Origin of the sequence: Rhizobium sp. G21, from assembly GCF_014158035.1 — a bacterium.
Taxonomy (GTDB): domain Bacteria; phylum Pseudomonadota; class Alphaproteobacteria; order Rhizobiales; family Rhizobiaceae; genus Rhizobium_E.
This window is the reverse complement of record NZ_JACFXW010000001.1, coordinates 744,003-769,324: the sequence shown is the minus strand read 5'-3', so window position 1 is coordinate 769,324 and position 25,322 is coordinate 744,003. Positions and strand designations below refer to the sequence as shown.

Annotated in this window: 23 protein-coding genes and 3 pseudogenes; 12 read left to right on the top strand and 14 right to left on the bottom strand. The window is 62.7% G+C overall.

The genetic code is table 11. The features are described 5' to 3' along the window. Positions 1-144 precede the first annotated feature (144 nt). Together alaS and H2O14_RS03895 are read left to right on the top strand one after the other, a co-directional pair. Positions 145-2,799, top strand: coding sequence for an alanine--tRNA ligase (gene alaS / locus H2O14_RS03905; RefSeq protein ID WP_182826596.1), 2,655 nt, complete (start codon positions 145-147; stop codon positions 2,797-2,799). Positions 2,800-3,045: 246 nt separating this feature from the next. Further along, positions 3,046-4,203, top strand: a complete 1,158-nt coding sequence (locus H2O14_RS03895; protein WP_312858544.1) for a GGDEF domain-containing protein — start codon at positions 3,046-3,048, stop codon at positions 4,201-4,203. Positions 4,204-4,209: 6 nt separating this feature from the next. On the opposite strand, the pseudogene H2O14_RS03890 reads toward H2O14_RS03895, so the two are convergent. The 7 genes and pseudogenes from H2O14_RS03890 to H2O14_RS03860 form a co-directional block, all read right to left on the bottom strand. Then, a pseudogene (locus tag H2O14_RS03890) lies at positions 4,210-5,870 on the bottom strand (SulP family inorganic anion transporter). A 98-nt stretch (positions 5,871-5,968) separates the two neighbouring features. After that, on the bottom strand, positions 5,969-6,736 hold the full coding sequence (locus H2O14_RS03885) for an EAL domain-containing protein (RefSeq protein WP_312858543.1): 768 nt from the start codon (positions 6,734-6,736) through the stop codon (positions 5,969-5,971). A gap of 141 nt (positions 6,737-6,877) precedes the next feature. Continuing rightward, positions 6,878-7,132, bottom strand: coding sequence for a hypothetical protein (locus H2O14_RS03880; protein WP_182826593.1), 255 nt, complete (start codon positions 7,130-7,132; stop codon positions 6,878-6,880). A gap of 358 nt (positions 7,133-7,490) precedes the next feature. After that, a pseudogene (murI, locus tag H2O14_RS03875) lies at positions 7,491-8,287 on the bottom strand (glutamate racemase). Then, the gene (locus H2O14_RS03870; RefSeq protein ID WP_182826592.1) at positions 8,274-9,077 is read right to left on the bottom strand and encodes an RNA methyltransferase; all 804 of its coding nucleotides are present in this window, start codon (positions 9,075-9,077) and stop codon (positions 8,274-8,276) included. Before H2O14_RS03870 ends, murI begins: the two are co-directional and overlap by 14 nt. 74 nt (positions 9,078-9,151) lie before the next feature. Next, on the bottom strand, positions 9,152-9,781 hold the full coding sequence (locus tag H2O14_RS03865) for a hypothetical protein (protein WP_246697286.1): 630 nt from the start codon (positions 9,779-9,781) through the stop codon (positions 9,152-9,154). Between the two features lie 242 nt (positions 9,782-10,023). Beyond that, positions 10,024-11,031 (bottom strand): hypothetical protein, encoded by a 1,008-nt coding sequence (locus tag H2O14_RS03860; protein WP_182826591.1) that lies wholly within the window; start codon positions 11,029-11,031, stop codon positions 10,024-10,026. A gap of 251 nt (positions 11,032-11,282) precedes the next feature. Between H2O14_RS03860 and H2O14_RS03855 the strand changes: the two genes are divergently transcribed. Continuing rightward, on the top strand, positions 11,283-12,497 hold the full coding sequence (locus H2O14_RS03855) for an NADP-dependent isocitrate dehydrogenase (RefSeq protein ID WP_182826590.1): 1,215 nt from the start codon (positions 11,283-11,285) through the stop codon (positions 12,495-12,497). A gap of 84 nt (positions 12,498-12,581) precedes the next feature. Next, on the top strand, positions 12,582-13,022 hold the full coding sequence (locus H2O14_RS03850; RefSeq protein ID WP_182826589.1) for a hypothetical protein: 441 nt from the start codon (positions 12,582-12,584) through the stop codon (positions 13,020-13,022). A gap of 16 nt (positions 13,023-13,038) precedes the next feature. Here H2O14_RS03850 and H2O14_RS28730 read toward each other — a convergent pair whose 3' ends face one another. From H2O14_RS28730 to H2O14_RS03830, 4 genes and pseudogenes are all read right to left on the bottom strand, one after another. Then, positions 13,039-13,521 carry a flagellin gene (locus H2O14_RS28730; protein ID WP_312858542.1) on the bottom strand — a complete coding sequence of 161 codons (483 nt, stop codon included), beginning with the start codon at positions 13,519-13,521 and terminating at the stop codon, positions 13,039-13,041. A gap of 130 nt (positions 13,522-13,651) precedes the next feature. Continuing rightward, positions 13,652-13,924: pseudogene (locus H2O14_RS29240) on the bottom strand (flagellin); the annotation flags it as partial. A gap of 243 nt (positions 13,925-14,167) precedes the next feature. After that, positions 14,168-14,695, bottom strand: a complete 528-nt coding sequence (locus H2O14_RS03835) for a flavodoxin domain-containing protein (protein WP_182826586.1) — start codon at positions 14,693-14,695, stop codon at positions 14,168-14,170. A 59-nt stretch (positions 14,696-14,754) separates the two neighbouring features. Next, positions 14,755-15,213, bottom strand: coding sequence for a hypothetical protein (locus H2O14_RS03830; RefSeq protein ID WP_182826585.1), 459 nt, complete (start codon positions 15,211-15,213; stop codon positions 14,755-14,757). A 162-nt stretch (positions 15,214-15,375) separates the two neighbouring features. Between H2O14_RS03830 and H2O14_RS03825 the strand changes: the two genes are divergently transcribed. The 3 genes from H2O14_RS03825 (at position 15,376) to H2O14_RS03815 (ending at position 17,493) form a co-directional block, all read left to right on the top strand. Then, entirely contained in the window at positions 15,376-16,887 is a 1,512-nt protein-coding gene (locus H2O14_RS03825) for an ATP-binding protein (protein ID WP_182826584.1), read from the top strand. Between the two features lie 61 nt (positions 16,888-16,948). Next, positions 16,949-17,170, top strand: coding sequence for an antitoxin MazE family protein (locus H2O14_RS03820; protein WP_182826583.1), 222 nt, complete (start codon positions 16,949-16,951; stop codon positions 17,168-17,170). Further along, entirely contained in the window at positions 17,167-17,493 is a 327-nt protein-coding gene (locus tag H2O14_RS03815; RefSeq protein ID WP_182826582.1) for a type II toxin-antitoxin system PemK/MazF family toxin, read from the top strand. The genes H2O14_RS03820 and H2O14_RS03815 overlap by 4 nt, the downstream gene beginning before the upstream one ends. A 326-nt stretch (positions 17,494-17,819) precedes the next feature. Here the strand turns inward: H2O14_RS03815 and H2O14_RS03810 are convergent, their stop codons facing one another. After that, complete coding sequence (locus H2O14_RS03810; RefSeq protein WP_182826581.1) at positions 17,820-18,803, bottom strand: TerC family protein; 984 nt, start codon at positions 18,801-18,803, stop codon at positions 17,820-17,822. 372 nt (positions 18,804-19,175) lie between these two features. Here H2O14_RS03810 and rpsD point away from each other — a divergent pair, with 372 nt between their 5' ends. The 5 genes from rpsD to H2O14_RS03785 all read left to right on the top strand — a co-directional run bounded on the left by rpsD (position 19,176) and on the right by H2O14_RS03785 (position 22,702). Then, the gene (rpsD, locus tag H2O14_RS03805) at positions 19,176-19,793 is read left to right on the top strand and encodes a 30S ribosomal protein S4 (RefSeq protein ID WP_137158161.1); all 618 of its coding nucleotides are present in this window, start codon (positions 19,176-19,178) and stop codon (positions 19,791-19,793) included. A gap of 79 nt (positions 19,794-19,872) precedes the next feature. Then, the gene (locus tag H2O14_RS03800; protein ID WP_182826580.1) at positions 19,873-20,019 is read left to right on the top strand and encodes a hypothetical protein; all 147 of its coding nucleotides are present in this window, start codon (positions 19,873-19,875) and stop codon (positions 20,017-20,019) included. Between the two features lie 136 nt (positions 20,020-20,155). Next, positions 20,156-20,956, top strand: coding sequence for a tRNA 2-thiocytidine(32) synthetase TtcA (gene ttcA, locus H2O14_RS03795; protein ID WP_246697514.1), 801 nt, complete (start codon positions 20,156-20,158; stop codon positions 20,954-20,956). After that, complete coding sequence (locus tag H2O14_RS03790; protein ID WP_182826578.1) at positions 20,953-21,786, top strand: inositol monophosphatase family protein; 834 nt, start codon at positions 20,953-20,955, stop codon at positions 21,784-21,786. Before ttcA ends, H2O14_RS03790 begins: the two co-directional genes overlap by 4 nt. 94 nt (positions 21,787-21,880) lie before the next feature. Then, positions 21,881-22,702, top strand: a complete 822-nt coding sequence (locus H2O14_RS03785; RefSeq protein WP_182826577.1) for an inositol monophosphatase family protein — start codon at positions 21,881-21,883, stop codon at positions 22,700-22,702. A gap of 32 nt (positions 22,703-22,734) precedes the next feature. Here H2O14_RS03785 and H2O14_RS03780 read toward each other — a convergent pair whose 3' ends face one another. After that, entirely contained in the window at positions 22,735-23,961 is a 1,227-nt protein-coding gene (locus H2O14_RS03780; protein WP_210275406.1) for a multidrug effflux MFS transporter, read from the bottom strand. 18 nt (positions 23,962-23,979) lie between these two features. After that, on the bottom strand, positions 23,980-25,233 hold the full coding sequence (locus H2O14_RS03775) for a multidrug effflux MFS transporter (RefSeq protein WP_182826576.1): 1,254 nt from the start codon (positions 25,231-25,233) through the stop codon (positions 23,980-23,982). Positions 25,234-25,322: the final 89 nt, after the last annotated feature.

Here is a 25,322-nt window from a genome sequence, read left to right as displayed (position 1 = left end):
TTCAGGAATTTCAATTCTTCGACCGGCGCCGGGACATCTCCCGGCGCCGGTTTGTTTTTCTGGACATGAGCAGGAGCGGGCGATAAAAGCCGATGACCAAAAAACGGCCGGCAACACCGGGCATACAAGCGCAAAGGGCATAAAATGAGTGGCGTGAACGAAATCCGCTCCGCATTTCTGGATTATTTCCGCAGAAACGGCCACGAAGTCGTGGCGTCGTCTCCGCTGGTGCCGCGCAACGACCCGACGCTGATGTTCACCAATGCCGGCATGGTGCAGTTCAAGAACGTCTTCACCGGCCTGGAATCGCGTCCTTATTCCACGGCGGCCACCGCACAGAAATGCGTGCGCGCCGGCGGCAAGCACAACGACCTCGACAATGTCGGCTACACCGCCCGCCACCATACATTCTTCGAGATGCTCGGCAACTTCTCCTTCGGCGACTATTTCAAGGAGCGCGCCATCGAGCTCGCCTGGAATCTGATCACTAAGGAATACGGCATCGACGCCAAGCGGCTGCTGGTCACCGTCTATCATACCGACGACGAAGCTTTCGGCCTGTGGAAGAAGATCGCCGGCTTGAGCGACGATCGCATCATCCGCATTCCGACCTCGGACAATTTCTGGGCGATGGGCGACACCGGCCCCTGCGGTCCGTGCTCCGAGATCTTCTACGACCATGGCGACCATATCTGGGGCGGGCCTCCGGGTTCGGCCGATGAAGACGGCGACCGCTTCATCGAGATCTGGAACCTCGTCTTCATGCAATATGAACAGGTGACCAAGGAGGAGCGCGTCAATCTCCCGCGTCCTTCGATCGACACCGGCATGGGGTTGGAACGCATCTCCGCGCTGCTTCAGGGCAAGCACGACAATTACGACACCGACCTGTTTCGTGCGCTGATCGAGGCGTCCATGCACGCCACGGGAACGGACGACCAGGGCGAGCGTCGCGCCAGCCACCGCGTCATCGCCGATCATCTGCGCTCCTCCGCCTTCCTGATCGCCGACGGCGTGCTGCCGATGAACGAGGGGCGCGGCTATGTGCTCCGCCGCATCATGCGTCGCGCCATGCGCCACGGCCAGCTGCTCGGCGCGCGCGATCCCCTGATGTACAAGCTGGTGCCGGCGCTGGTGCAGGAAATGGGCGGCGCCTATCCGGAGCTCGTCCGCGCGGAATCTCTCATAACCGAAACGCTGAAGCTCGAGGAAACCCGCTTCCGCAAGACGCTGGAGCGCGGACTGGGCCTGCTCAACGACGCTGTTTCCGGACTGGGCGAAGGCTCGGAACTCGATGGCGAGACCGCCTTCAAGCTCTACGACACCTATGGCTTCCCGCTCGACCTTACCCAGGACGCCCTGCGCCAAAAGAATATCGCTGTCGACACCGACGGCTTCTCGAAAGCCATGGCGCGGCAGAAGGCCGAAGCCCGCGCCAATTGGTCGGGTTCGGGCGAAGCCGCCACCGAAGCCGTCTGGTTCGAGATCAAGGAAGAGAAGGGCGCGACAGAATTCCTCGGCTATGACACCGAACGCGCCGAAGGCGTGGTGCAGGCGCTGGTGCGCGACGGCGCCCGCATCGAAGCCGCTTCGGCCGGGGAGAGCGTGCAGATCGTCGTCAACCAGACGCCCTTCTATGGCGAATCCGGCGGCCAGATGGGCGATGCCGGCGAGATCCTGTTCGAAGGCGGCAAGGCCGTCGTGTCGGAGACGCTGAAGAAGGGCGACGGCCTGTTCGTGCATTACGCCACGATCGAGAGCGGGGTCTTGAAGCCGGACGCCGCCGTGGTGCTCGAAGTGGATCATATCAGGCGCGGCAGACTGCGCTCTAATCACTCCGCCACTCATCTCATCCATGAGGCGCTGCGCGAAGTGCTCGGCACCCATGTGGCGCAGAAAGGCTCGCTGGTCGCGCCCGAGCGGCTGCGTTTCGACGTTTCGCATCCCAAGCCGATGAGCGCCGACGAAATCCGCGTCGTCGAAGCCATGGCCAATGAGATCGTCGTGCAGAATGCGCCCGTCACCACCCGCCTGATGAGCGTCGACGACGCCATCGCCGAGGGCGCCATGGCGCTGTTCGGCGAGAAATACGGCGAGGAAGTCCGCGTGGTCGCCATGGGCACGGCCAAGCGCGGCGAAAAGGCCGGCAAGCCCTATTCTGTGGAGCTCTGCGGCGGCACGCATGTGCGCGAAACCGGCGATATCGGCCTGATCCGCATTCTCTCCGACACCGCCGTCGGCGCGGGCGTGCGCCGCATCGAGGCGCTGACGGGCGAGGCCGCGCGCGACTACCTCTCCCAGCAGGATGAGCGGGTCAAGCAAATCGCCGGCGTTCTCAAGACGCAGCCCGACGACATCATCGCCCGCATCGAGCAGTTGATGGATGAGCGCAAGAAGCTGGAGCGCGAACTCTCCGACGCCAAGAAGAAGCTCGCCCTCGGCGGCGGCGCAGGCGGCGGCGACGGACTGCGCGACGTCAACGGCGTCAAGTTCCTCGGCCGCGTCGTCACGGGCGTCGAACCGAAGGATCTTAAAAGCCTGGCCGACGAAGGCAAGAAGACCGCCGGCTCGGGCGTCGTGGTGTTCATCGGCGTCTCCGACGACGGCAAGGCGAGCGCAGTCGTGGCCGTCACCGAAGACCTGACCTCGCGCTACAGCGCGGTCGATCTGGTGCGCATCGCGTCTCAGGCGCTGGGCGGCAAGGGCGGCGGCGGCCGTCCCGACATGGCGCAGGCGGGTGGCCCGGATGGGGCGCAGGCCGAAGCCGCGCTCGAAGCCGTTGCGGCTGCGCTGACCTGATTGATTAACCATCACGCTTGTTTTGTGGGGCCGATGTGATCCATCGGCCCCATTGCTTTTGCGGCGCAGCGGAAAATTCCCCGATTTTTAAGGCTTTTGGATCTAGCTGGAGGCAGCCAACACCCGAAGAGGCTTCGCCTTGTTTAACCTGCCCACCATGATGCTGTGCACGGGTCTGATGACCATGTCCGTATCGATCATCCTCAGCTATGCGCTTTATTACGAGAAGCGCGAGACGGCGCTCCGATGGTGGTGCGTCGCCATGTGGTGCGTCTGCATCGGCTGCCTCCTGTTGATGTTTCGCGCCGAGGAAAACACGTTCTGGATCTCCATCGTGTTCGGCAATGCCGCCATCCTGCTCGGTTATGGCTTCGTCTGGCTGGGTTTCGGCACCTTTCTCGGCACGCGCATTCCACCTTTGCTCGTTCCGCTCGGCGCAGCCATATGGATCGTCACATGCGCGATGTCCGAGGAATTCCGCCGCGACTTCAATTCCCGAGCCATTTTCCTGTCGCTGATCGGCGCCGTCTACGCCGCGCTCAGCGCCCGCTTCGCCTATCGGATCTACCAGTCCGAGCGGCTGCCGTCGGCGCGCTTCACCTATCTCATCTACACCGCGCATTTCTGCACCTTCATGGCGCGTGTGGTGTTGTGCTCCATCTACCCGGTCGAGGGCGCGATAAACCCGTCCGTCGGCACCTGGTTCTCGTTGATGATGCTCGAATCCTTCGTGCAGGCTGCGTTCAGCACCTTCATCTTCGTGCTGCTGGTGCGCGAGCGATCGAACGCCGGTATCGCCTGGCGGCCGAGATCGATGGCCTTACCGGCGCCGCCACCCGCCGGCATTTCGTCGAACGTTCGACCGCCATCCTGGCCGCAAAACCGAAGCACGCCGCGCTGGCGGTGCTGGATCTCGATTATTTCAAGAAGGTCAACGACACCTATGGTCATCTCGCCGGCGATGCGGTGCTGCGCGCCTTCGGCAGCCATGTCGGCAAGCGGCTGGAGGACGGCATGTTGTTGGGCCGCATGGGCGGCGAGGAATTCGCGCTGTTGATGCCTGATGTGGACGAGGAGCGGGCCGAAGCTTTTCTCGAAAGCCTGCGCATGTCGGTGGAACAGGCCACCACGCATTTCAACGGCAATGGCCTTAAAGTGACCACCAGCATCGGCATGGCCTCCATCGACGTGGCCGGGCGCCTGTTCGACCACCTGCTCGCGGGCGCGGACCACGCGCTCTATGTCAGCAAGGAACAGGGCCGCAACAAAGTGTCGGTGTTTTCGCAGGCGATGCAATTGCGCACCGTGCTGGAGAAAGACGGCGGCGAAACGCGCGTCAGCCTCCGCACCAAGCGGGTGAGCCGTGTGTCGGTCCGCACAAAAATGGCGCGCGACCGCGCCTGACCTCAGTCAGCGCGCGCTTCTGAGCGCCGCCGCCTGTTCGAGTGCGCGTTCGATCGACGGCGCGAACACCGTCAGCGGCGGTCCCGCATGGTGGACGCGCAAGATGGCGTCCATGTCGGGCGATGCTCCCGCGATGATCACCGTCACGCCGCGTTGGCGCGCCTTGCGCGCCATGCCTTCCACGACATTGGCGGCGGTGGAGTCGATATATGCGGCGCGGCTGACGTCGAGAATGAAGATCTGGGCGCTGTCGGAGATCCGGTCGAGGACCGCGCCCATGGATGCGGCGGCGCCGAAGAAGAATGCGCCTTCCAGCCGATAGACGACGATATCGGGATCGTCGGGCATGACGGCGTCGTCGAGCTCGGACGGCGTTGCAGGTTCCGGCGCGGCGGCCCTCACACGCACCTCCTTGCTCATCCGGTCTATGAACAGAACCGAGCCGATGAGGAAGCCCGCCAATATGCCTTCGGTGAGGTCGCGAAACACCACGATGAGGAATGTCGCCGACAACACCAGCGCATCGCCGCGCGAAGATCGTAGAAGGGCGGCAACGGCCGGCTTCTCGATCATGTTCCAGGCCACGGACGTCAGCACGCCGGCCAGCGCCGCGAGCGGGATATAGGCGGCGACCGGCGCCAGCAAGGCCATGAAGGCGAGAAGGAAGAGCGCATGCGCCATGCCCGCCACGGGGCTTTTCGCGCCGGCGCGAACATTGGTCGCGGTGCGGGCGATCGTGCCGGTGACGCAGAAGCCGCCGAACAGGGCCGAGCCGACATTGGCCACGCCCTGGCCGACGAGTTCGATATTGGATCGGTGCCGCCGTCCCGTCATGCCGTCGGCGACCACGGCGGACAACAGCGATTCGATCGCGCCGAGAAGCGCAAACGACGCGGCGTCCGGCAGGACGGCGACCAGCTTCTCGAGCGAAAGGAGCGGAATGGCCGGCGCAGGCAGGCCGCCGGGAATGCCGCCGAAGCGCGAACCGATGGTGGCTACGGGAAGATCGAGGCCGTAGGCGGCGAGCGTCGCCAGCGCTACGGCGATCAACAGGTTGGGGCTCGCGGCGCCAGACGCTTGAGCAGAAGGATCGCGACGATCACGCCGAGGGAAATCGTCACCGCGGCGATGTTGACGCTGTCCGCCGCGCCGTACAGCGCCGCGAGTTTCTCCAGGACGCCGCCGGGTTCGACGCCGGCCAGCGTCAGGCCGAACAGGTCCTTCAATTGACTTGCGAAGATGATGACCGCGATGCCGGCGGTGAAGCCCACGGTGACGGGATAAGGAATATATTTGACGAAGCCGCCGAGCCTCAGCCATCCGGCGGCAATCAGCATGAGGCCGGACAGCGCCGTGGCGAGAACGAGACCGTCGACGCCGTGGCGGGCGGACGTCGCGGCGACGAGCACGATGAAGGCGCCGGCCGGCCCGCCGATCTGGTGGCGGCTGCCGGAGAAAGCGGAAACGAGGAAGCCGCCGGCCACCGCCGTGTAAAGTCCCATCGCCGGCGTGACGCCCGAGGCGATGGCGATCGCCATCGACAACGGCAGGGCCACGATCGCCACCGTCAGCCCCGCGATCAGGTCGGCGCGAAGGCGATCGAAGCCGTAGCCTTCCTGATACACGCTCCACAGTTTGGGCGCGAAAACCTCGTCATCCGGCCGCATGCTGTCCACCCCCAGGCGTTCGAGCGCCTGTGAGGAATGTGCCTCGGTCGACCCGGCCGCGGCAAGGACGAAGATCAATTCGGCGCGGGAAACTCGCGTCAGTTCATAGGCCGGCGCGGCAGGTCGGGTGCGGAGAGGGCGGCGAGCGAAGGCTTGGAAAACAGGTATCCCTGCATCAGCGTGACGCCGAGATCGGCGAGCGCCCGATATTCCTCGATCGTTTCCACGCCCTCGCACACCGGGGTGACGCCGAGATCGCGCAGCATGGCGAGCGTATGCGACACGATCTTGCGCCGCGGTCCGTCCTTGTCGATGCCGCGGATCAGGTCCATGTCGAGTTTGACGATGTCAGGCTGGAACTCTGCGAGAAGGCCGAGGCCTGCAAAACCCGCGCCGAAATCGTCGATCGCCGTCTTGAAGCCCATGGCGCGATAGGCGTGCAGGATCTTGAGGAGATGGGCCGTGTCGACGCGTTCGCCCTCGGTGAACTCGAAAATGATGTTCTCGATCGGGAAATGCGCACGTTTTGCCGCGGCCAGCGTCTGGCGGATGCAGGCCGATGGCTCGTAGACGGCGTTCGGCAGGAAGTTGATCGACAGCATGGCGCCGGTTTCCGCCAGGCTCAGGCCGGCGGCGAGATCGATCGCCTTGACGCGGCAGAGCTGGTCGAACGCGTATCGATTGTCGTCGTTGAGGCTGGACAGGACGACGACGCCCGCGCCTTCGCCGTTCTGGCCGCGCACCAATGCTTCGTGAGCGAAGACGCGGCCCGTGTCGGTGTCTACGATCGGTTGGAAGGCCATGGTGATGGCGATCGGAAATTTGGCCCCGCTGGCGCAGGCGGCGCAGTGTGTCATATCGTTCATTCTTGTCCCCGAGACCGGCGCTCCCACACGACGACGCCGTCGCTTTGGCGCAGACGCATCAAAGCACGAGCGCCGTTAATGTTCCGTCTCGGACAAGAAATACGGCGCGCCCGAGTCGCGGGGGCGCGCCGTGATCGCCGATCACGTGTCGATTTTGAAGACGTCGAACGGCATGCCGCGAGGATCGTCTCTCGTTTCCGGCAAGCCCATGTCGCGCCGCATCCGGTTGCTCAGGTTCAAGAGCCCGATATCGGCCGCCTGGAGGCGTTTTTGCCGCCTGCGGTCGCGCGCCGCCAACCAGACGGCAAGGATGACACGCAGAGGGTGGTGGCGTTCGATCAGCGCAGCAGCGATCCTGTCGATGCCGTGTTCGTCCAGAGGTTGTCTTGCAATCATCAGTTTTCAGCCCGACGCTCGACGCGCGGGTCCTCGCAATTGGGGGCGCAGACCGCATATGTCGCATGACGGCGGAAGAGCCGAGACGCGGCGTAGCGATGCGCCGGAATGGGTTTAGGTTAGGAAAAAGCTGGAATCTGAGCTCAGAGCGAGCAGAACGTCGTCGGTCGTTTGTTCTTCATGCCGAAGCGCACGAAACCAGCGAAAGCGTTGGGTACGACATTAAATGAATCCATTACGCCCTCCTGCGCTGGTGTTGACCTGCGCAAACTGTCGCATGGCTTTTCGGTTCTGGCAAGCGGGCGCAATCGAAAATTGCGCTGAAGGAACGGCTCTGTTGCTTGGACGCCACAGATCGTCAGATGGTGAGACCGAAGCCCTGCAGTAGCCGGCGCGTGGAAAAATCTGGTTTTCCCGAGGTGAAGACGGCGCGATCGTGATGGGTGTCGGGATGCAGGTGATGCAGAACCGGAACCAGGCGCCGCGCCTGCCGCGCGATCGCCTCCGCCGGGTCGAGCCAGTCCACCGGCCAGGGCGCGAGCTTACGGAACAGATTGGCCATGAACGGGTAATGCGTGCAGGCGAGCACGACGATGTCGGTCTTCCGGCCGTCCTTTTCCTGGAAGCACTGGCTGATTTCCGCCGTGACCGCCTCGGGATCGAGCGCCTCGCCGCGGATATAGGCCTCCGCCATCCGCGCGAGATGCTCGGAGCCGACCAGGCGGACATCGCACTGGCTGGCGAAAGACTGGATGAGATCGCGGGTATAGGCGCGCTTGACCGTGCCTGGGGTGGCGAGCACCGAGACGAGGCCCGACCGCGTGCGCTCGGCCGCCGGCTTGATGGCGGGAACCGTGCCGACGAATGTATGCTCCGGGAAGGCGGCGCGCAGATCGGCGCCGGCCAGCGTGAACGCCGTGTTGCAGGCGATCACCGATATTTCCGGTCTGTGTTCTTCAGGATGCCTTTGAACAGGTCCAGGAGGCGCGCCTTCAATTCCGGCTCGCCCCAGCCGCCATAAGGAAATCCGGCGTCGTCGGCGACATAGACGAAATTGCGTTCGGGCATCAGCACCCGCAACTCCCGCAGCACCGTCAGTCCGCCGATGCCCGAATCGAATACGAGGATCGGCCTGTGGAGTTCAGTCATCGCCATCATCCGGATTGCCGGCGCCACGCGGATTCTTGCGGCTGAACCGGTCTAGGGAGGAAACCACGCCCCGGAACACCTTGATCTCTTCGGAGGTCAAAGCGCGGCGGGACCACACGGCGCGAAGATTCTCCACCATTCTCGGCTTTTTGGCGGCGGGGCGGAAATATCCGCGGGCATCCAGCGCCTCCTCGATGTGATCATAGAAGCCGAACAGTTCTTCCTTGGTGGCCGGCGTCTGCGCCACCGCGGTAAACAATGTTTCGTCTTCGCTCTCCATCCGCGTCTTCATCCATTCATAGGACATCAGCAGCACGGCCTGGGCGATGTTCAGCGAGGCGAAGGCGGGATTGACGGGGAAGGTGACGATCTCGTCGGCCAGCGCCACTTCTTCGTTGGACAGCCCCGATTTTTCGCGCCCATAGAGTATGCCGACCTTTTCGCCCGCGTCGTATTTCGCTCTCAGCGTCTTCGACGCCACGATCGGCGAGCGGACCGGCTTGAAGCCGTCGCGCATGCGGGCGGTGGTGGCGTAGACGAAGTTGAGGTCGGCGATGGCCGCTTCCAGCGTCTCGAAAACCTGGACGGCGTCGATGACGTGATCGGCCTTGGAGGCGGCGGCGCGCGCCTTGTCACTCGGCCAGCCGTCGCGCGGATTGACCAGCCGCAATTCCGATAAGCCGAAATTGGCCATGGCGCGGGCGACCATGCCGATGTTTTCGCCGAGTTGCGGTTCGACGAGCACGACCACCGGGCCGCCCGTGAGGAGTTCGAGTTCAGAATTTGTGCCGGACATGCCTGGTACCTGGGAAATTTCTCAGGCGAATAGCGCGTTTCCGCAGCCAAGTCATGCGCTTTCCCAACCGCTGCTCATTCCGGCTGGCTGAGAATGATCTCGGGTTTGTCGCCGGCGGGCGGCGTCGCCTGGCTTTCGTCGGGTTGCGGCGCATCCGGGCCGACATCCTGGCCGCTTTTGACGATGTCCTGCATCTCCGTCATCAGCGAATCGAGCTTGCCCTCGTCGTCCTTGCGCCTGATGTCGTCGATGACCGGCTTGCCGCTTTCGGTGATAACCGAGAAATGCACTTCGTTGACGCTGTCCTTGTCGACCGAGCCGTCGTCAACGCAGGTCCAGAGCTTGAACGTGACCGTGACGTCGGTCACGCCATTCGCCTCGGCGCCGGGGGTGATCGACACATCCTTGAGCGGACAGCCGTCCTGGCCGTTGGTGATCACGTCATAGCCGAAGGGTCCGCTGGCGTCGTCATAGATCGGAAATTTCGCCGCCGCGCGATAGGCCTCGGCGAAGCGCTTGCTGTAGAGCGCATCGAGCCGGTCCTTGTCGAAATAGTCCTGCCCCTCGACCTTGGGATCGTCGCTCCACAGCCCTTCGGCGAGAGTCATCACGTTCTTGACCGGATCGGCGGCGGCCTGGGCGAGGGCGGACGTCGCCGCGGGAAGCAGCAGGAGCAAGGCGCAGGCGAGGTTTCGGACGGACATGGCGGTAATCCCGTAGGTTGGCGGCAAAGGCGAGGCGCATCGCCGTTTGGGTCGTCTCATTTTACGGCCGGATCATGAGCCGCGACAGATCGACCACGCTTCTACCCTGATTCTGGCGGGAGACTGCGGCCTATTTGGGACCTGTTCAGCGCCGGATCGCCCCATCGCGGTCGACGGCGCGAGACCGGCGCGACCGAAATCTTCGCGCCGGCTCGTGAGGCGGCGCAGATCAGACGACCGGATCACTTCCCGAGTGCTTCCAGATCCGCTTTCAACGACGACACGACCTTCTCGCCGTCCATATGCTGGATGTCGTCGATCTTGAATGCGCCGCCTTCGAGGATCGTCACGAATTTGACGGTGGTCACCCGCTTGTCGTCGCCGGGATTGCCGAAGCAATAGACCGCCCGGAAGCGGGCGATGACGTCGACATAAATGAAATCCGGATCCTTCGTCTCGATCGAGAGGTCCTTGAGCGGGCAATTGTCCTGACCGCCGATGACGGGATCTGCGCCGAGAAGATAGCCGCCATTCTCATCGGCTTCCTGCTTTTTCCAGGCGGCGCGGTAGAGGTTGACGAAGCTCTGGGTATAAAGCTTGCCGAGGCGTCTTTCGCTGAAGTAGTTGGACGCTTCCTCATCGGTTTTTCTGGCCGCGGCCATATCGTCGGACGAGCCGGCGGCGGCCTCCATCAGTTCCTTCGGCCCAGCGGAGGCTTTCTTCGGCGTGAAGACGGCCGCCGTGGTCACGGCGTTGAATTCGTCGCTGACGGCGATGACTTCGTTGTCGCGCACGGTGCGGAAGATCTCGTCGATCTTGTAGACCCCGTCATACTTGCCCATCATGAACAGCGCCTTCACTTCCATGTTCCGCCGCGCGTCGCCCTTGAGGCAGGTGAACGGCTTGAACTGGGCGATGACGGGGATGAAATCGGTTTCCGGCTTCTGCTGCGTGATCTTGAGATCCTTCAACGGGCAGCCGTCCTCGGCGCCGGTGATCATGTCGTAGCCGAGCACCGTGTCCTTGTTGAGCCGGCTGGCATGGCCGACGGCTTCCTCGATGACTGCGGCGAAATCGGGACCATAAAGTCTGCCCATCCGGTCTTCGCTGGTGTAGTCCTCGTCGCCGCCGGCTTCCGACCAATTGGCGGTCGCGGCCTTCATCAATTCGCGGGCGGGCCCCGTGGCATCGGCTGCGTGAGCGGGCAGGGCGGCGCCCAGAAGCAAGGCGGCGAGAATGGCTTTTAACATGGCGTCCCCATCATGAAGCGAAGAATTCGCCAGATCCGAAGCAGAGCGAGGATCGCGGGTAACCGGGCGAGAATGAATCCATAGTTCACGGAACGCAGCTCCCGCCCTTGCCGGACGCCGCGATCGACCTAGGAATTTCGTCGAATCCGGCGCTTCCTGTTTGCCTCGCGCGCGGCGGGTGTTATAGGCAAGTGCATTCACAGTCGAAGGTCGTCGGCTCCCAACCGGCGGCGTCATCAAGAGGACGAAAAATGAAGAAGATCAAGGTAGCCAATCCAGTCGCCGATCTCGACGGCGATGAGATGACCCGCATCATCTGGCAGCTCATCAAGGACAAGCTGATCCATCCTTACCTTGACCTCGACATCGACTATTTCGACCTCTCCGTCGAAAACCGCGACGCCACGGGCGACCAGGTCACCATCGACGCCGCCAACGCCATCAAGAAATACGGCGTCGGCATCAAATGCGCGACCATCACGCCGGACGAAGCCCGCGTCAAGGAATTCAACCTCAAGCAGATGTGGAAGAGCCCGAACGGCACGATCCGCAACATTCTCGGCGGCGTGATCTTCCGCGAGCCGATCATCTGCAAGAACGTGCCGCGTCTGGTTCCAGGCTGGACCCAGCCGATCGTCGTCGGCCGTCACGCCTTCGGCGACCAGTATCGCGCCACCGATTTCAAGTTCCCCGGCAAGGGCAAGCTGACCATCAAGTTCGTCGGCGAAGACGGCCAGGTGATCGAGCGCGAAGTGTTCGACGCGCCGGGCGCTGGCGTCGCCATGGCGATGTACAATCTCGACGAATCGATCCGCGAATTCGCCCGCGCCTCGATGATGTACGGCCTGATGCGCAAATGGCCGGTTTACCTGTCGACCAAGAACACCATCCTCAAGGCCTATGACGGCCGCTTCAAGGACATTTTCGAGGAAGTCTACCAGGCTGAATTCCTCGATCAGTTCAAGGAAGCCGGCATCACCTACGAACACCGCCTGATCGACGACATGGTCGCCTCCGCGCTCAAGTGGTCCGGCGGCTATGTCTGGGCCTGCAAGAACTATGACGGCGACGTGCAGTCCGACACCGTGGCCCAGGGCTTCGGTTCGCTCGGCCTGATGACCTCGGTTCTCTTGACGCCGGATGGCAAGACGGTGGAAGCCGAAGCCGCCCACGGCACGGTCACCCGTCATTACCGCCAGCATCAGAAGGGTCAGGAAACCTCGACCAACTCGATCGCCTCGATCTTCGCCTGGACGCGTGGTCTCGCCCATCGCGCCAAGCTCGACGACAACGCAGACCTCGCCAAGTTCTGCGACACGCTCGAAAAGGTCTGCGTCGCCACCGTCGAATCCGGCTTCATGACCAAGGATCTGGCGCTGCTGATCGGCCCGGATCAGCCCTGGCTGTCGACCACCGGTTTCCTCGACAAGATCGACGAGAACCTGCAGAAGGCCATGGCCGCCTGAGGCGACCGCCATTGTTGATATGAGCGGGCCCGGCGTTATCGACGCCGGGCCTTTTCCTTGATCGAGAATGGACGGACCCGCAGCATGGCGCGCGTGATGATGATCCTGTTTGCGCATTGCCTGGCCTGTCTGGGAGCGTTGGCCTCGGGCGTCTTTCTGCTGGTCGGATTGGATGTGCTCAAGGGAGCGGCGGAGCCCGAGGCGCTCGCGATCGCCGTTGGCCCGATGGTGCTGCTCGGGAGCTTGCTGCTCGCCGGCGTCGAGTTCATCCCGGTCTGCCTGATCGTTCTGCTGGCCGAATGGCGCTCTCTGCGCGGCCTGAGATATTATCTCGTCTCGGGGCTGGTCTTGGGACTGGTTTCTTCGCTCGGCGGCATCGAATATGGCAAGGCGAGCGGGGAAGATCTGCTCGGCGTCGTCGCATTGATTTACGCCTTGAGCGGCCTGGTATGGGGCGTGATCTATTGGCGCATGGCCGGCCGAACCGCCGGCGCCTGGCGTGACGCCTTGCCGCCGGCGAGCTGAACGTCCTTCATCGGCTCTATTGCAGCAGACTCAACATCGTCAGCGGCTGTGAATTGGCGATCGACAGGGCCGAGATCGTCAGGCTGCGTTGCGCCTCCACGGCTCTCAGCCGCGAGGAGGCGATGTCGAGATTGCTGTCGACCATTCTGCCCACCCCGCGATCCTGGGTGTCCTGCAGATCCTTGACGAAATCATTCTGCATCTCGATGCGTTTGTTGAGCGCGCCGAGATTGGACGACGCCTCGATCATGGCTTCGAGCATATTGTCGGACACCTCCATCATCTCGGTGATGTCGACATCGGTCGTCGATTGGCTGACGGCGAACTCCGTATGGGCGGTGGGGTCATTGCGCCCGTTCAGCATCACCCAGTCCGTGCCGGCTCCGATCGCCGCCGCATAAGCGGGATTGGTGAGAATGCCGACCTGACTGTTCTCGTCGATCAGGTGATTGGTGCCGAGCGCATTGGTCATGGAGTAGCGCAGGATCTTGACCTCCACCGAGCCGTCGGAGGCGCGGCGGAAGGAGCCGACGAGCTCGCGGTCCTTGTCGTCGCTCGCATCGTCGCACCAGCCAATTCTCCCCGTTGAACGAGGTCTCGTCGGCCACGGTGCGCAATTGATCGCGCAACTCCTGGATTTCGGCGTTGATCTTGTCGATTTCGGCGCCCGCGCCGAGCGCGGTGAGCAATTTATTGCGGATGTCCCTGATGACGTCGATCGCCTGGTTGAAGCCGGTATAGGCGACGTCCACGGCTGCGGCCCCGAAAGCGAGCGAGTCTTCGGCGGCCGACAACGCCTTGTTGTCGGACTTCATCTGGGTCGCGATGGACCAGTATGCGGCGTTGTCGCTCGCAGTCTTGACGCGATAGCCCGTCGCGACCTCCTGTTGCGCATTGAGCACCTTGGCGCCCTGCGCACGCAGGATATCGACAGCCGCAATCGCGCTGGCGTTGGTGTTGATACTTGTCACGGCAACTTCCGAACTCAATACATGGACGATACAAATGCCTGGCCACGTTCCTCGAACACACTCGAACTCGTCATGAACTCGTGAAGAACTATGGCAAACCAACCGTAAACGCCTATGCTTAACGTCGGGTTTACAGGCGCGATCGCACCAATGCCCGCGCCGCCGCGCGACCCGTCAGGCGAGGTCGAGAAAGGCGTCGGCGAAGTCGTCGAGCAGACGCCAGTCGGTGAATTCCACGTCCCCGGGTCCGGTCGACGCGCCTTCTGCCTCCGCGATCCGGCGCATCATCCAGCGCTTGAAGAAATCATATTCGGTAAATCGCAGCGCCCCCGCGGCATTGTGGATCGCCTGCGGTCTCCAGCCCGTCTCCGCCTTCAGGGCTTCCGGGAAATTCGCCGCCGCGGCGCGCTCGTCGTCATGCTCGCTGTGGATGGACAAGGTCACCGAGACCAAGGCCGAGGGCAGGGCGTTGAGCCAGTCCTTCTCGCGATGGACGAAATCGACGAAGGCCGTCGGATAGCGCCCCGCATGAATGGGCGCGGCGAGGATGACGGCGTCGGGCTTTTCGAGCCCGAATTCCTGCGCGGCCCCGACATTCATCAGCGCTGCGGCATGGCCCTTGTCCTCGACATGAGCGGCGATATGTTCGGCGATCTTGCGAGTCTGCCCCTCGATCGAGGCGTAGATGATCATGAGTTTCATGGCGCGTCCTCCTTTTCAGGCAGAGTGCGCGCATGCGGCTGCGCCCGCCTTGTGCAGGATCAAGCCACTGTGGTCTCCGTAGCGCTTTCTTTCAGCGTCAGAAGGGCGGCGATGATGTCTCGGGGCGGCAGGCTCAGTCCCGACAGACAGATATCGAGACTGCGCATGGCGCCAGGCTCCTTCGCCGGACGGTAGCGCAGGCGCAGATAGGTGATCCTCATTTCCCTGCGCGCGGCGAGTTCGCTCACGTCGCCCCAGGCGAGTCGCTCGCCGCCGCGATAGGACAGGCCAGCGGCGTCCGCGATCAGCGCCGGCTTCTTCCGGTTCAGAAGGCGGCTGAGAACAAACCAGCAGCCCACGAGTGTGAAGATCGAAAAGACGATCGCCGGGATCGGCGTCATCCCACGCTGCAGGGCTTGCAGACTATAGGCGCCAGTCACGACAAAGCCGCCCGCGAGCAGCAGAAGCCAGACGATCAGCAGGCCGGGGCGGTCGTGGAGGACGAGGGGTTTTGTCATGGCGGGCCTCCGGTTGCTCCGCCAGTCATAGCAGCCTGTCGACGCCCATGGGTATCCTTGCCGGAGGAAAGCGCCGCGCAAAATCTGTGGGGAAGATCGAATTGATTGCCCCCTGGTGAGAATCGTTGCTAGGAGAGGGATTGGCGGACGACGAGGATTGGCATGACGGCAGGCATCGACATGGGAACCGGCGCGGGCGGCACGCGCGCGACGCTCGACCTTGAGGAATTGCTGGCGACCCGCCTTCTGGTTCAGGGCAATTCCGGTTCGGGAAAATCGCATCTGTTGCGCAGACTGCTCGAACAATCCGCCGGCTGGGTCCAGCAGGTGATCATCGATCCCGAAGGCGATTTCGTCACTTTGGGCGATCGTTACGGCCATGTCGCCATCGAGGGCGACCGCACCGAGGCCGAACTGCTCGGCATTGCCGCCCGCGTGCGCCAGCATCGCGTCTCCTGCGTCCTGTCTCTCGAAGGCCTCGACGCCGAAGACCAGATGCGCAACGCCGCTATCTTCCTCAACGGCATGTTCGACGCCGACCGTGATTTCTGGTATCCGGTGCTGGTCGTGGTCGACGAAGCTCAGCTGTTCGCGCCCGCCGCCGCTGGCGAAGTCAATGACGAGGTGCGCCGTCTCTCGCTCGGCGCCATGACCAATCTGATGTGCCGTGGCCGCAAGCGCGGACTGGCCGGCGTCATCGCCACCCAGCGCCTGGCCAAGCTCGCCAAGAACGTCGCCGCAGAAGCCTCGAACTTTTTGATGGGCCGCACCTTCCTCGACATCGACATGGCGCGCGCCTCCGATCTGCTCGGGCTGGAGCGACGGCAGGCGGAAATGTTCCGCGACCTGCCGCGCGGCAATTTCGTCGCGCTCGGCCCCGCGCTCAGTCGCAAGCCGCTGAAAGTGGAGATCGGCAAGGTCGAGACCTCGGCGCGCTCCTCCAGCCCCAAGCTGATGCCGCTGCCCGAAGCGAATATCGACGCCGCCGATCTGATCCTGACGCCCGATCCGCAGGAACTGACCCGGTCGATCCCGCGCTATGTGCAGCCGGCGCCGCGTCCCTCCACCGATATCCTCGCCGAACTCTCCAAGGCGCGCGACATCGAGCCGGTCGAGATGCGCGAGGCGAGGCCCAAGCGCGCCGAACTGACAGAGGAAGAGCGTGAGCAACTTGTGCAGGCGGCGCTTGAAGACGTGCTGAGCCAGGGTGACTCCGCCTTCCGTCCCGACGCCGAACTGTTTCAGGAATTCCTCGTCCGCTGCCGCATTCGCCGGCTGACCGGGGCGACTGTGGCGCTGCCCGAATTTCGCCAACGGCTCGCGGTGATCCGCTCCGGCGCCGACGAGGAGACCCGCGCCACCGAGACCTGGGCAAAGGCGCTCGATCTCTCCCGCAGCGTGACCGACGATCTGAAGGCCGTGTTCCTGCTGATCGCCAACGCCGCCATCACCAGCCAACCCTGTCCGTCCGATCAGGCCATCGCGCGCGCCTACGGCACCCATTCCGCCCGCCGCGCCCGGCGTCTACTCTCCTATTTCGAGGAACAGGGACTGATCGTGCTGCATCAGGACCGCCTCGGCGCCCGCATCGCCGCCTTTCCGGATCTCGATGCGGAAACGGCGCCGGGCAATCCCGATCAGCCGGAAACGGAGACACGGTCGGCGGCGGAGTGACTGGATTGACGATCGCGGACTCCTATCTTAAGTTACATGTAACGTAGGGTAGGAGCACGTCATGGGCATTTCCGTGAATGAGCGCGTCAGAAAGCGGCGGGAAAACCTGAGGGCGTCAGGTTTCAAGCCGATCCAGATTTGGATTGCCGACAGCCGAGCTCCGGGCTTCCTCGAGGAGTGTGATAGACAGGTAAAACTTGTTAATCAGGCTGATAGCCAGGATGCAGACCTGCTCGATTTTCTCGACGCGGCTGCAGCAGATCTGGTTGATGACGACAGATGAACCGTGGGGATATCGTTACTGTTGCGATCAATGGTGACTTTGGAAAACCACGTCCGGCATTGGTCATCCAGTCGGACAACCTCAGAAACACTGAGACGGTCACTGTTCTGCTCATCACGAGCACGCTGACCCCTGCATCGTTTCTCCGCGTCACGTTGGAGCCAGGGCCGCAAACCGGCTTGAGGACCATGTCACAAGTGATGATCGACAAAGCGATGACGACGCGCCGTGAGAAAGTCGGCCAGCCTATCGGTAAGGCAGACAGAAAAACGATGATTGACGTGGAGCGCTGCCTCGCTCTGTTTTTCGGATTCGGCGATTAGAGCGTGTCTCAGCTTTTCAGACTCATTTGCCGGATCAATTTCGGTCAGGATCAAGGCTTTTGGCGAGGGCATACCCAGATGTACGGCGGAGCCAAAAGCCGAAGATAGTGGCCGAAATTCATCCGGCCCGAAGGGTTGGTCGAAACCGGGCGCCCGCGTCGTCGGAGGGCTTGGCCGTAGCATCAGCTACGACCTGCGCGCTTCTCCTAGCGGATCACCCCGGTTTGGACCAACAGAATGAGGCTGAAAAGCTGAGACACGCTCTAAAACGCAAAAGGCCGCCGCTTTGCAGCGACAGCCTTTCGATACAAATGCGTCCGTAACCGTTACGCCTTATGCGTCACTTCGTTTCGCGTCGCCCAGAGCGAGCCGAGGATGCCGGCCGCCAGGATGGCGATGGTGACGCTGAGCGAGACGGCGGGCGGGATCTTGGCGAGGCCGAACATGTCGGCGATGAAGATCTTGGAGCCCACGAACACCAGCACCGCAGCCAGAGCGTATTTCAGATAGGCGAAGCGGTGGATGAGCGCGGCGAGCGCGAAGTAGAGGGCGCGCAGACCGAGGATCGCGAAGATGTTCGAGGTGTAGACGATATAGGGGTCGGTGGTGATCGCGAAGATTGCCGGGATCGAGTCGACGGCGAAGACGAGGTCGGCCAGCTCCACCATGATCAGCGCCAGGAAGAGCGGCGTGATCAGCGTTTTCAGCTTGCCGGTCTTGGGGTCGGTTTCACGGACGATGAAGCTTTCGCCATGCAGCTTGTCGGACACCGGCAAATGTTTGCGCAGGAATTTCAGCGCCGGATTGTTGCCGATATCGTTCTCGTCATGACCGGACGAGAACAGCATTCTGATGCCGGTGATGACCAGGAAGGCCGCGAAGAGATAGAGCACCCAGTGGAAGTTCTCGACGATCGCCGCGCCCGCCGCAATCATGATGCCGCGCAGCACGATCACGCCGAGAATGCCCCAGAGCAGAACCCTGTGCTGATATTCCCGCGGAATGGCGAAATAGGAGAAGATCATCGCGATGATGAAGATGTTGTCCATCGCCAGCGATTTTTCGACCACGAAGCCGGTCAGATATTCGAGAGCCGGCTGCTGGCCCGACTGAAACCAGATCCAGCCGCCGAAGGCGACGCCGATCGTGATGTAGAAGGCGGACATCAGAAGGCTCTCGCGGATGCCGATCTCACGAGAGCCCTTGTGCAGAACGCCCAGGTCGAGAATAAGAAGCCCGAGCACGAGAATGATGAAGACAGCCCACATCCATACGGGCTTGCCGAGAAAGTCGACGAGAAGAAGGTCCATAAGTCAACCTGAGCCGGACGCGGTTGGCTAGGAGGATCCGACATCACGCGCTGTCCGGAAAGCGCGTCAGAGGGGCCCGGCTCCCAATTGCGTTTTGCAAATGGGGCAAGTTCACAAAGTTTTCAAGTCCCTTTGATTGACTTTTCCGGAATCCCCGTCTAGAAGCCGCTCAACTCCGGGCGGAAACGTCCGGTGTTTCGTTTTTGCTGACTTTAAACGGTGGCGAAAATGAGAGCATGTCCCGTGGTTTCTCCGTCTCGCGGCGTGAGAAGCCTGTCGGAGGCCGTCGCAAATGGCGGTTTTCAGAGGAGGGCGTGTTTCCTTAACCATAAAGGCGGGTTCTCTCCGCCGGATAACAAGAAAGGAAATGCGATGAGCAAGCGCGCATCGTCTAAGTACAAAATCGACCGCCGCATGGGCGAAAACATCTGGGGCCGTCCGAAGTCCCCGGTGAACCGTCGCGAATACGGCCCCGGCCAGCACGGCCAGCGCCGCAAGGGCAAGCTCTCGGACTTCGGCGTTCAGCTGAAGGCCAAGCAGAAGCTCAAGGGCTACTACGGCGACATTTCTGAAAAGCAGTTCCGCGCCATCTATGACGAAGCTGCCCGCCGCAAGGGCGACACCCCGGAAAACCTCATCGGTCTGCTGGAATCGCGTCTGGACGCCATCGTCTACCGCGCCAAGTTCGTGCCGACCATCTTTGCGGCCCGTCAGTTCGTCAACCACGGCCACGTGACCGTGAACGGCGTCCGCGTCAACATCGGTTCCTACCGCTGCAAGGCCGGCGACGTGATCGAAGTGCGTGAGCGCTCCAAGCAGCTCGCCATCGTTCTCGAAGCCGTGTCGCTCGCCGAGCGTGACGTTCCGGATTACATCGAAGCCGATCACTCCAAGATGAAGGCCACCTTCGGCCGCGTTCCGGGTCTCGCCGACGTGCCGTATCCGGTCATCATGGAACCGCATCTGGTCATCGAATTCTACTCCCGCTAATTTCTGGCTGGATCGGAATTTTGGAAAGCCGCTCGCAAGGGCGGCTTTTCTGTTTTCAGCGTCTTTTGGAGACATCGCCATGAGAAAACTGTTGTTCGGTCTCGCTCTTGCGGCGGTGGTCATCGCCGCCGCGCTCAGCCTGTTCACCAGCATCCGCCTGCTCGGCGCGCAGAAGGCGGAGCCGGCGCCGGCCCGGCAGACCCAGCCGTCCAACGCGGCGCAATAAGCAAGCTTTGGCTTGACCCTCCGGCGCAATCCGCTATTGCCTCGGAGAACGAATTCGAGGCGGGACACGATCCATGCTCACCACCAATCCCGATGCGCGAGACGAAGACGACGGCGCTTTCGCCGGCGACGCCACAATGGAGGCGCTCTATCGGCATGCGCCGCAATCGGGGAACTTCAATAAGCTCCGCAAGCGCCTTTTGCGCAATGTCCGCCAGGCGATCGACGATTTCGGCATGCTGAACGGCCAGAAACGCTGGCTCGTCTGCCTTTCGGGCGGCAAGGATTCCTATGGCCTGCTGGCGCTCTTGCTGGAACTGCGCTGGCGGGGGCTGCTGCCGGTCGAACTGATGGTCTGCAATCTCGACCAGGGCCAGCCGAATTTCCCCAAGCATATCCTGCCGGATTATCTCGCAGGCCTCGGCGTGCCGCACCGGATCGAATATCGCGACACCTATTCGATCGTGAAGGAGAAGGTGCCTGAAGGCGCGACCTATTGCTCGCTCTGTTCGCGTCTTCGCCGCGGCAATCTCTACCGCATCGCCCGCGAAGAAGGCTGCGACGCCGTCATCCTTGGCCATCACCGCGAGGATATCCTCGAAACCTTCTTCATGAATTTCTTCCATGGCGGGCGCCTCGCCGCCATGCCGCCGAAGCTGATGAATGACGAGGGCGACCTGATGCTGATGCGTCCTCTGGCATTCTGCGCCGAGGACGAACTCGCCCGCTTCGCCGCCGCCATGCAGTTTCCGATCATCCCCTGCGACCTCTGCGGCTCCCAGGACGGGCTGCAGCGCAATGCGATGAAGGCGATGCTCGCCGACATCGAAACGCGCATGCCCGGCCGCAAGGACACGATGCTCCGCGCGCTCGGACATGTGAACCCGTCGCATCTGATGGACCCCAAGCTGTTCGATTTTGCAGGCCTGACCCGATGACATCCTTTCGCGACCATGATCTCGACCTCATCCGCAACATTCTCATCGAAGCGGGCGAGGCGGAGATCATGCCGCGCTTCCGCGCCTTGGGCGAGGGCGACGTCACCGAAAAGAAATCCTCGATCGATCTCGTCACCGACGCCGATCTGCTGACTGAAAAGCGGGTCACCGAGGCTCTGCTGCAGATCTATCCCGACGCGCTCGTCGTCGGCGAGGAAGCCTGCGAGCAAAATTCTCGCCTGATGGACCGTCTCGTCGACGCTGATCTCGCTTTCGTCATCGATCCCGTCGACGGCACGTTCAACTTCTCCGCCGGACTGCCGGTTTTCGGCACCATTCTCGCGGTGGTCGAAAAGGGCGAGACGGTCGCCGGCCTCATCCATGATCCGGTCCATGGCGACACGCTGATCGCCGCCCGCGGCGCCGGCGCCGCCGTGCATGGCAAGGGCGACTACAGGCTGGCCGCGAGGGTGATCGCGCCGCGCCCGCTCGACAGCATGGTCGGCACGGTGTCCATCAACGATATCGACCGTGATACCCGCCGTCGCATCGCCGGCAGTCTCGCCAAGACCAAGATGGCCTTCGGCTATAACTGCTCGGCCTATGAATATTGGCTGGCCGCCACCGGCAAGGTCGATTTCATCGGCCATTTCAAGCTGATGCCGTGGGATCATCTCGCCGGCGTTCTCATCCATAATGAGGCGGGCGGCTATAGCGCCCATCACGACGGCTCTCCCTACCGCGTCGGACAGTTGGGCGGCGGCATCCTCTCCGCGCCCGATCGCGACAGCTGGGAGATGATCGCCCGGGAGATCCTGCATGCCGGCTGAACCAGTTTCTGGCGCAGGCGTTGAATCGGGATCTCAAGTCGCAGATTCAGTCTCTCAAGCTTTCCTCCCAAGTCTCTGAAAGGAATCGCATTTCATGTCTGTCGTCGATATCGAAGCTCTCGCTCATCTGCTCCGGGAAGCCGCCAAAGCCGAAATCATGCCCCGTTTCCGCAAACTCGGTTCGGGAGACATCCGCATCAAGACCGAGGCCTCGGACCTGGTGACGGAAGGCGACGAAGCCGCGGAACGCTTCATCAAGGCCAGATTGGACAGCGTGCTGCCGGGTGCCTTGTTCGTGGGCGAAGAGGGCGTCGCCGCCGAACCCGAACTGCTGCCGAAGCTCGCCGACGCCGATCTGGCGCTGGTGATCGATCCGATCGACGGCACCTTCAATTTCGCCTCGGGCATTCCGCTCTTCGCCGTCATGGCCTCGGTGGTCTCCAAGGGCGAGACGGTCGCCGGCGTGATCTACGACCCGATGGGCGACGACTGGATTCTGGCGGAGAAGGGCGCGGGCGCCTTTCAGATCACGCCCGAGGGCGTCCGCACGAAGCTGAAGGTGCGCGAGCCGGCTCCGCTCGCTGAAATGTTCGGAATGGCGTCTACCGGCTTTGTCGGCCCCGAGAAGCGCGCTCAGTTGCTGGCCAACTTCGCCAAGGTCCGCTTCCTGATGAACTACCGTTGCGCCGGCCACGAATATCGCGCCTTCGCCGGCGGCCATGTGCATTATCTGATGTATAACAAACTGATGCCCTGGGACCATCTCGCCGGCACGCTGATCTCGCAGGAGGCGGGCGCCTATGCGGCCCGGCTCGACGGTTCGCCTTATCTGCCCAGCCACACCGAAGGCGGTCTGGTGTTAACCACCGACAGGGACACCTGGGACGAACTGAAGCGCGAAATCTTCGACATCTGATCCGGATATACCACGTTACATAGGCGGAGCGGTCAACCCGCTCCGCCGTATTTCTTGCCGACGCCGAACAGGCGGCCTTTCTCCGCCACCAGCACGGCGGCGATGGCGAACAGGCTGAGGCCGAAGAAGCCGGCCGCCACCGGCACGACCGTTCCGTCGTAAAGCGTGCCGATAACGGCGCCGAGCGCAGCCCCGCCGACCGTCTGCATGAAGCCGAACACGGAGGAGGCGGTGCCGGCCACTGCGCCCAGCGGCTCCATGGACAGCGTGTTCATGTTGGAGCCGAGCAGGCCGAAGGTGAACATGATGACGGTGAACACGCCGAGAAAGGCGAAGAAGGGCAGGTGGCCGCTATAGCTCAGCGCCAGCCAGACGCCGCTCATGCCCATGAAGAACAGCAGCGCCGAATGGGCGACGCGACGCATGCCGAGCGCGCCGACGATGCGCGAATTGGTGAAGGACGACACAGCCATCATCATCGCCACGAAGCCGAAGGCGAGGGGGAACTTGTCGCCCAGGCCGTAGATGTCGACATAGATGGGCTGCGCGGTGTTGATGAAGCCGAACAACCCGCCCAGAACGAAGGTCGAGGCGATGCCGTAGAAGAAGGCGGAGCGGTTGGAAATCACCAGCCGGAAGCCTTCGAGGATGACGGCCGGCTTCAGCGGCCGGCGATTGTCCGCCGCCAGCGTCTCGTCCATCCGGAAATAGGCCCAGAGCCCGATCACGGCCGCGAGGCCGGACATGAACAGGAAGATCAGCTCCCAATGGCCGCTGAACAGCAGCACCTGGCCGACCGACGGCGCGAAGACCGGGATGACCATGAACACCATGAAGATCAGCGACGACACTTCCGCCATCTGCCGTCCTTCGAAACAGTCGCGCACCACCGATTGCGCGACGACGCGCGTTCCGGCGGCGCCGAGCCCCTGAATGAAGCGTAGCGCGAGCAGAACCTCGAAACTCGGGGCGACCACCGCGAGCGCCGCGGCGACGACGTAGACCACGAGGCCGTAGATCAGCGGCGCGCGCCGGCCGAACCGGTCCGACAGCGGCCCGAAGAACAACTGCGCCGAGCCGAAGCCGATCAGATAGGACGTCAGCACGAATTGGCGGTGATTGTCTTCGACGATGTTGAGCGCATCCGCCATCGCCGGCAGCGCCGGCAGCATGATGTCGATCGCCAAGGCGTTCAGCGCCATTAGCGCGGCCATCATGGCGATGAATTCGGCTTTCGATATCTTGGTTTTCGACGTCATGAAAAGTCTCTTGTCATGTCAGGCGGTCGGACGGATGGCTCGGAACAGGCGCCCCTTGCGCGTCCAGAGGATGACCAGGCTGGCGATGGCGCCGCCCAGTCCGAAGGCCAGCGCCAGAGGCGTCGGCGTGCCGTCATAGGCCTGCCCCACCAGCCCGCCGCCGATCGAGCCGACGGTCATGGTGACGACGCCGTAGAGCGAGGAGGCGACGCCGGCGATATGGCCCTGGGGTTCCAGCGCCATGGCGTTGAAATTGCCCTGCAGCACGCCGAAGGCCATCATGCAGATGGACAGGAACAGGAAGCAGACCCAGAAGGGCGGCACGGCCGCGAGCGACAGCGCCGACAGCGTCAGGCCCGAGGCGGTGAACAGCAACAATGCGCCATGGGCGACCTGGCGGATGCCGAACATGCGCACCAGCCGGGCGCTGCACAACGCCGCCGCCGCCACGCCGATCGATGATGCCCCGAAAGCCAAGGCGAAGAGTTCGCCCAGCCCGTAGGCCTCGCCATAGACCTGCTGGACCGAGACGACATAGGCGAACAGGCCGACGAACGTCGCCATGCTCGCGATCGCATAGCCGGCGGTGATGCGGTTGGTGGCGATCTGTTTCAGCGCGTCGAAGACATTCTCGAACGAAATCGCGCGTCTGGCGCCGTGCGAAAGCGTTTCCTCCAGCCGAAGATAGGCCCAGGCGAACAGAGCGCTGCCGGCGATCGCATTGAACACGAACACGCCGCGCCAACCGCTGACATACTGGATCGCCTGGCCGATGCTGGGCGCGACGATCGGCACGATCATGAAGGTGGTGAACACGAAGGTCAGCACCCGCCCCATCGATTGACCCGAAAAACAGTCGCGGATCACTGCCATCACCACGACCTGAAGCGCCGCTGTGCCGACGCCCTGGACCACACGCATGGCCAGAAGAGTTTCGAAGCTGTTGGAGAATATCGCCGCCACGCTGCCGGCGAGATAGAGCGCCAGGCCGAAGATCAGGAAAGGCCGACGACCGTAGCGATCGGTCAACAGGCCGAAAAACAACTGCGACACCGAAAACGTGACGACATAGACGAGAATGACGAGTTGGCGGCTGTTGGGGTCGGCCACGCCGAATGTCTCGCCGATCGCAGGTAGGGCGGGCAACAGGATATCGATCGACATGGCCGCCACCGCGGCGAGCGACGCGGCGAGCGCGATGAATTCCGCCATGCCCAGTTTGAGCCTGTGGCCGGGCCCGGTGGCCGCCTCGGGCATGATGACGTCATGCATTTCGTAACCTCGGAAATATGCAGGAAGGCGCAAGAAAACGCCGGAACAGCAATGCGCGAAAGCTGAAAAAGTTACGGGCCGGAAAACCC

Coding starts and splice junctions, on each gene's coding strand:
- alaS (WP_182826596.1), top strand. CDS start 145: ATGAGTGGCGTGAACGAAATCCGCTCCGCATTTCTGGATTATTTCCGC.
- H2O14_RS03895 (WP_312858544.1), top strand. CDS start 3,046: ATGGTGGTGCGTCGCCATGTGGTGCGTCTGCATCGGCTGCCTCCTGTT.
- H2O14_RS03885 (WP_312858543.1), bottom strand. CDS start 6,736: ATGAACGATATGACACACTGCGCCGCCTGCGCCAGCGGGGCCAAATTT.
- H2O14_RS03880 (WP_182826593.1), bottom strand. CDS start 7,132: ATGATTGCAAGACAACCTCTGGACGAACACGGCATCGACAGGATCGCT.
- H2O14_RS03870 (WP_182826592.1), bottom strand. CDS start 9,077: ATGTCCGGCACAAATTCTGAACTCGAACTCCTCACGGGCGGCCCGGTG.
- H2O14_RS03865 (WP_246697286.1), bottom strand. CDS start 9,781: ATGTCCGTCCGAAACCTCGCCTGCGCCTTGCTCCTGCTGCTTCCCGCG.
- H2O14_RS03860 (WP_182826591.1), bottom strand. CDS start 11,031: ATGTTAAAAGCCATTCTCGCCGCCTTGCTTCTGGGCGCCGCCCTGCCC.
- H2O14_RS03855 (WP_182826590.1), top strand. CDS start 11,283: ATGAAGAAGATCAAGGTAGCCAATCCAGTCGCCGATCTCGACGGCGAT.
- H2O14_RS03850 (WP_182826589.1), top strand. CDS start 12,582: ATGGCGCGCGTGATGATGATCCTGTTTGCGCATTGCCTGGCCTGTCTG.
- H2O14_RS03835 (WP_182826586.1), bottom strand. CDS start 14,695: ATGAAACTCATGATCATCTACGCCTCGATCGAGGGGCAGACTCGCAAG.
- H2O14_RS03830 (WP_182826585.1), bottom strand. CDS start 15,213: ATGACAAAACCCCTCGTCCTCCACGACCGCCCCGGCCTGCTGATCGTC.
- H2O14_RS03825 (WP_182826584.1), top strand. CDS start 15,376: ATGACGGCAGGCATCGACATGGGAACCGGCGCGGGCGGCACGCGCGCG.
- H2O14_RS03820 (WP_182826583.1), top strand. CDS start 16,949: ATGGGCATTTCCGTGAATGAGCGCGTCAGAAAGCGGCGGGAAAACCTG.
- H2O14_RS03815 (WP_182826582.1), top strand. CDS start 17,167: ATGAACCGTGGGGATATCGTTACTGTTGCGATCAATGGTGACTTTGGA.
- H2O14_RS03810 (WP_182826581.1), bottom strand. CDS start 18,803: ATGGACCTTCTTCTCGTCGACTTTCTCGGCAAGCCCGTATGGATGTGG.
- rpsD (WP_137158161.1), top strand. CDS start 19,176: ATGAGCAAGCGCGCATCGTCTAAGTACAAAATCGACCGCCGCATGGGC.
- H2O14_RS03800 (WP_182826580.1), top strand. CDS start 19,873: ATGAGAAAACTGTTGTTCGGTCTCGCTCTTGCGGCGGTGGTCATCGCC.
- ttcA (WP_246697514.1), top strand. CDS start 20,156: ATGGAGGCGCTCTATCGGCATGCGCCGCAATCGGGGAACTTCAATAAG.
- H2O14_RS03790 (WP_182826578.1), top strand. CDS start 20,953: ATGACATCCTTTCGCGACCATGATCTCGACCTCATCCGCAACATTCTC.
- H2O14_RS03785 (WP_182826577.1), top strand. CDS start 21,881: ATGTCTGTCGTCGATATCGAAGCTCTCGCTCATCTGCTCCGGGAAGCC.
- H2O14_RS03780 (WP_210275406.1), bottom strand. CDS start 23,961: ATGACGTCGAAAACCAAGATATCGAAAGCCGAATTCATCGCCATGATG.
- H2O14_RS03775 (WP_182826576.1), bottom strand. CDS start 25,233: ATGCATGACGTCATCATGCCCGAGGCGGCCACCGGGCCCGGCCACAGG.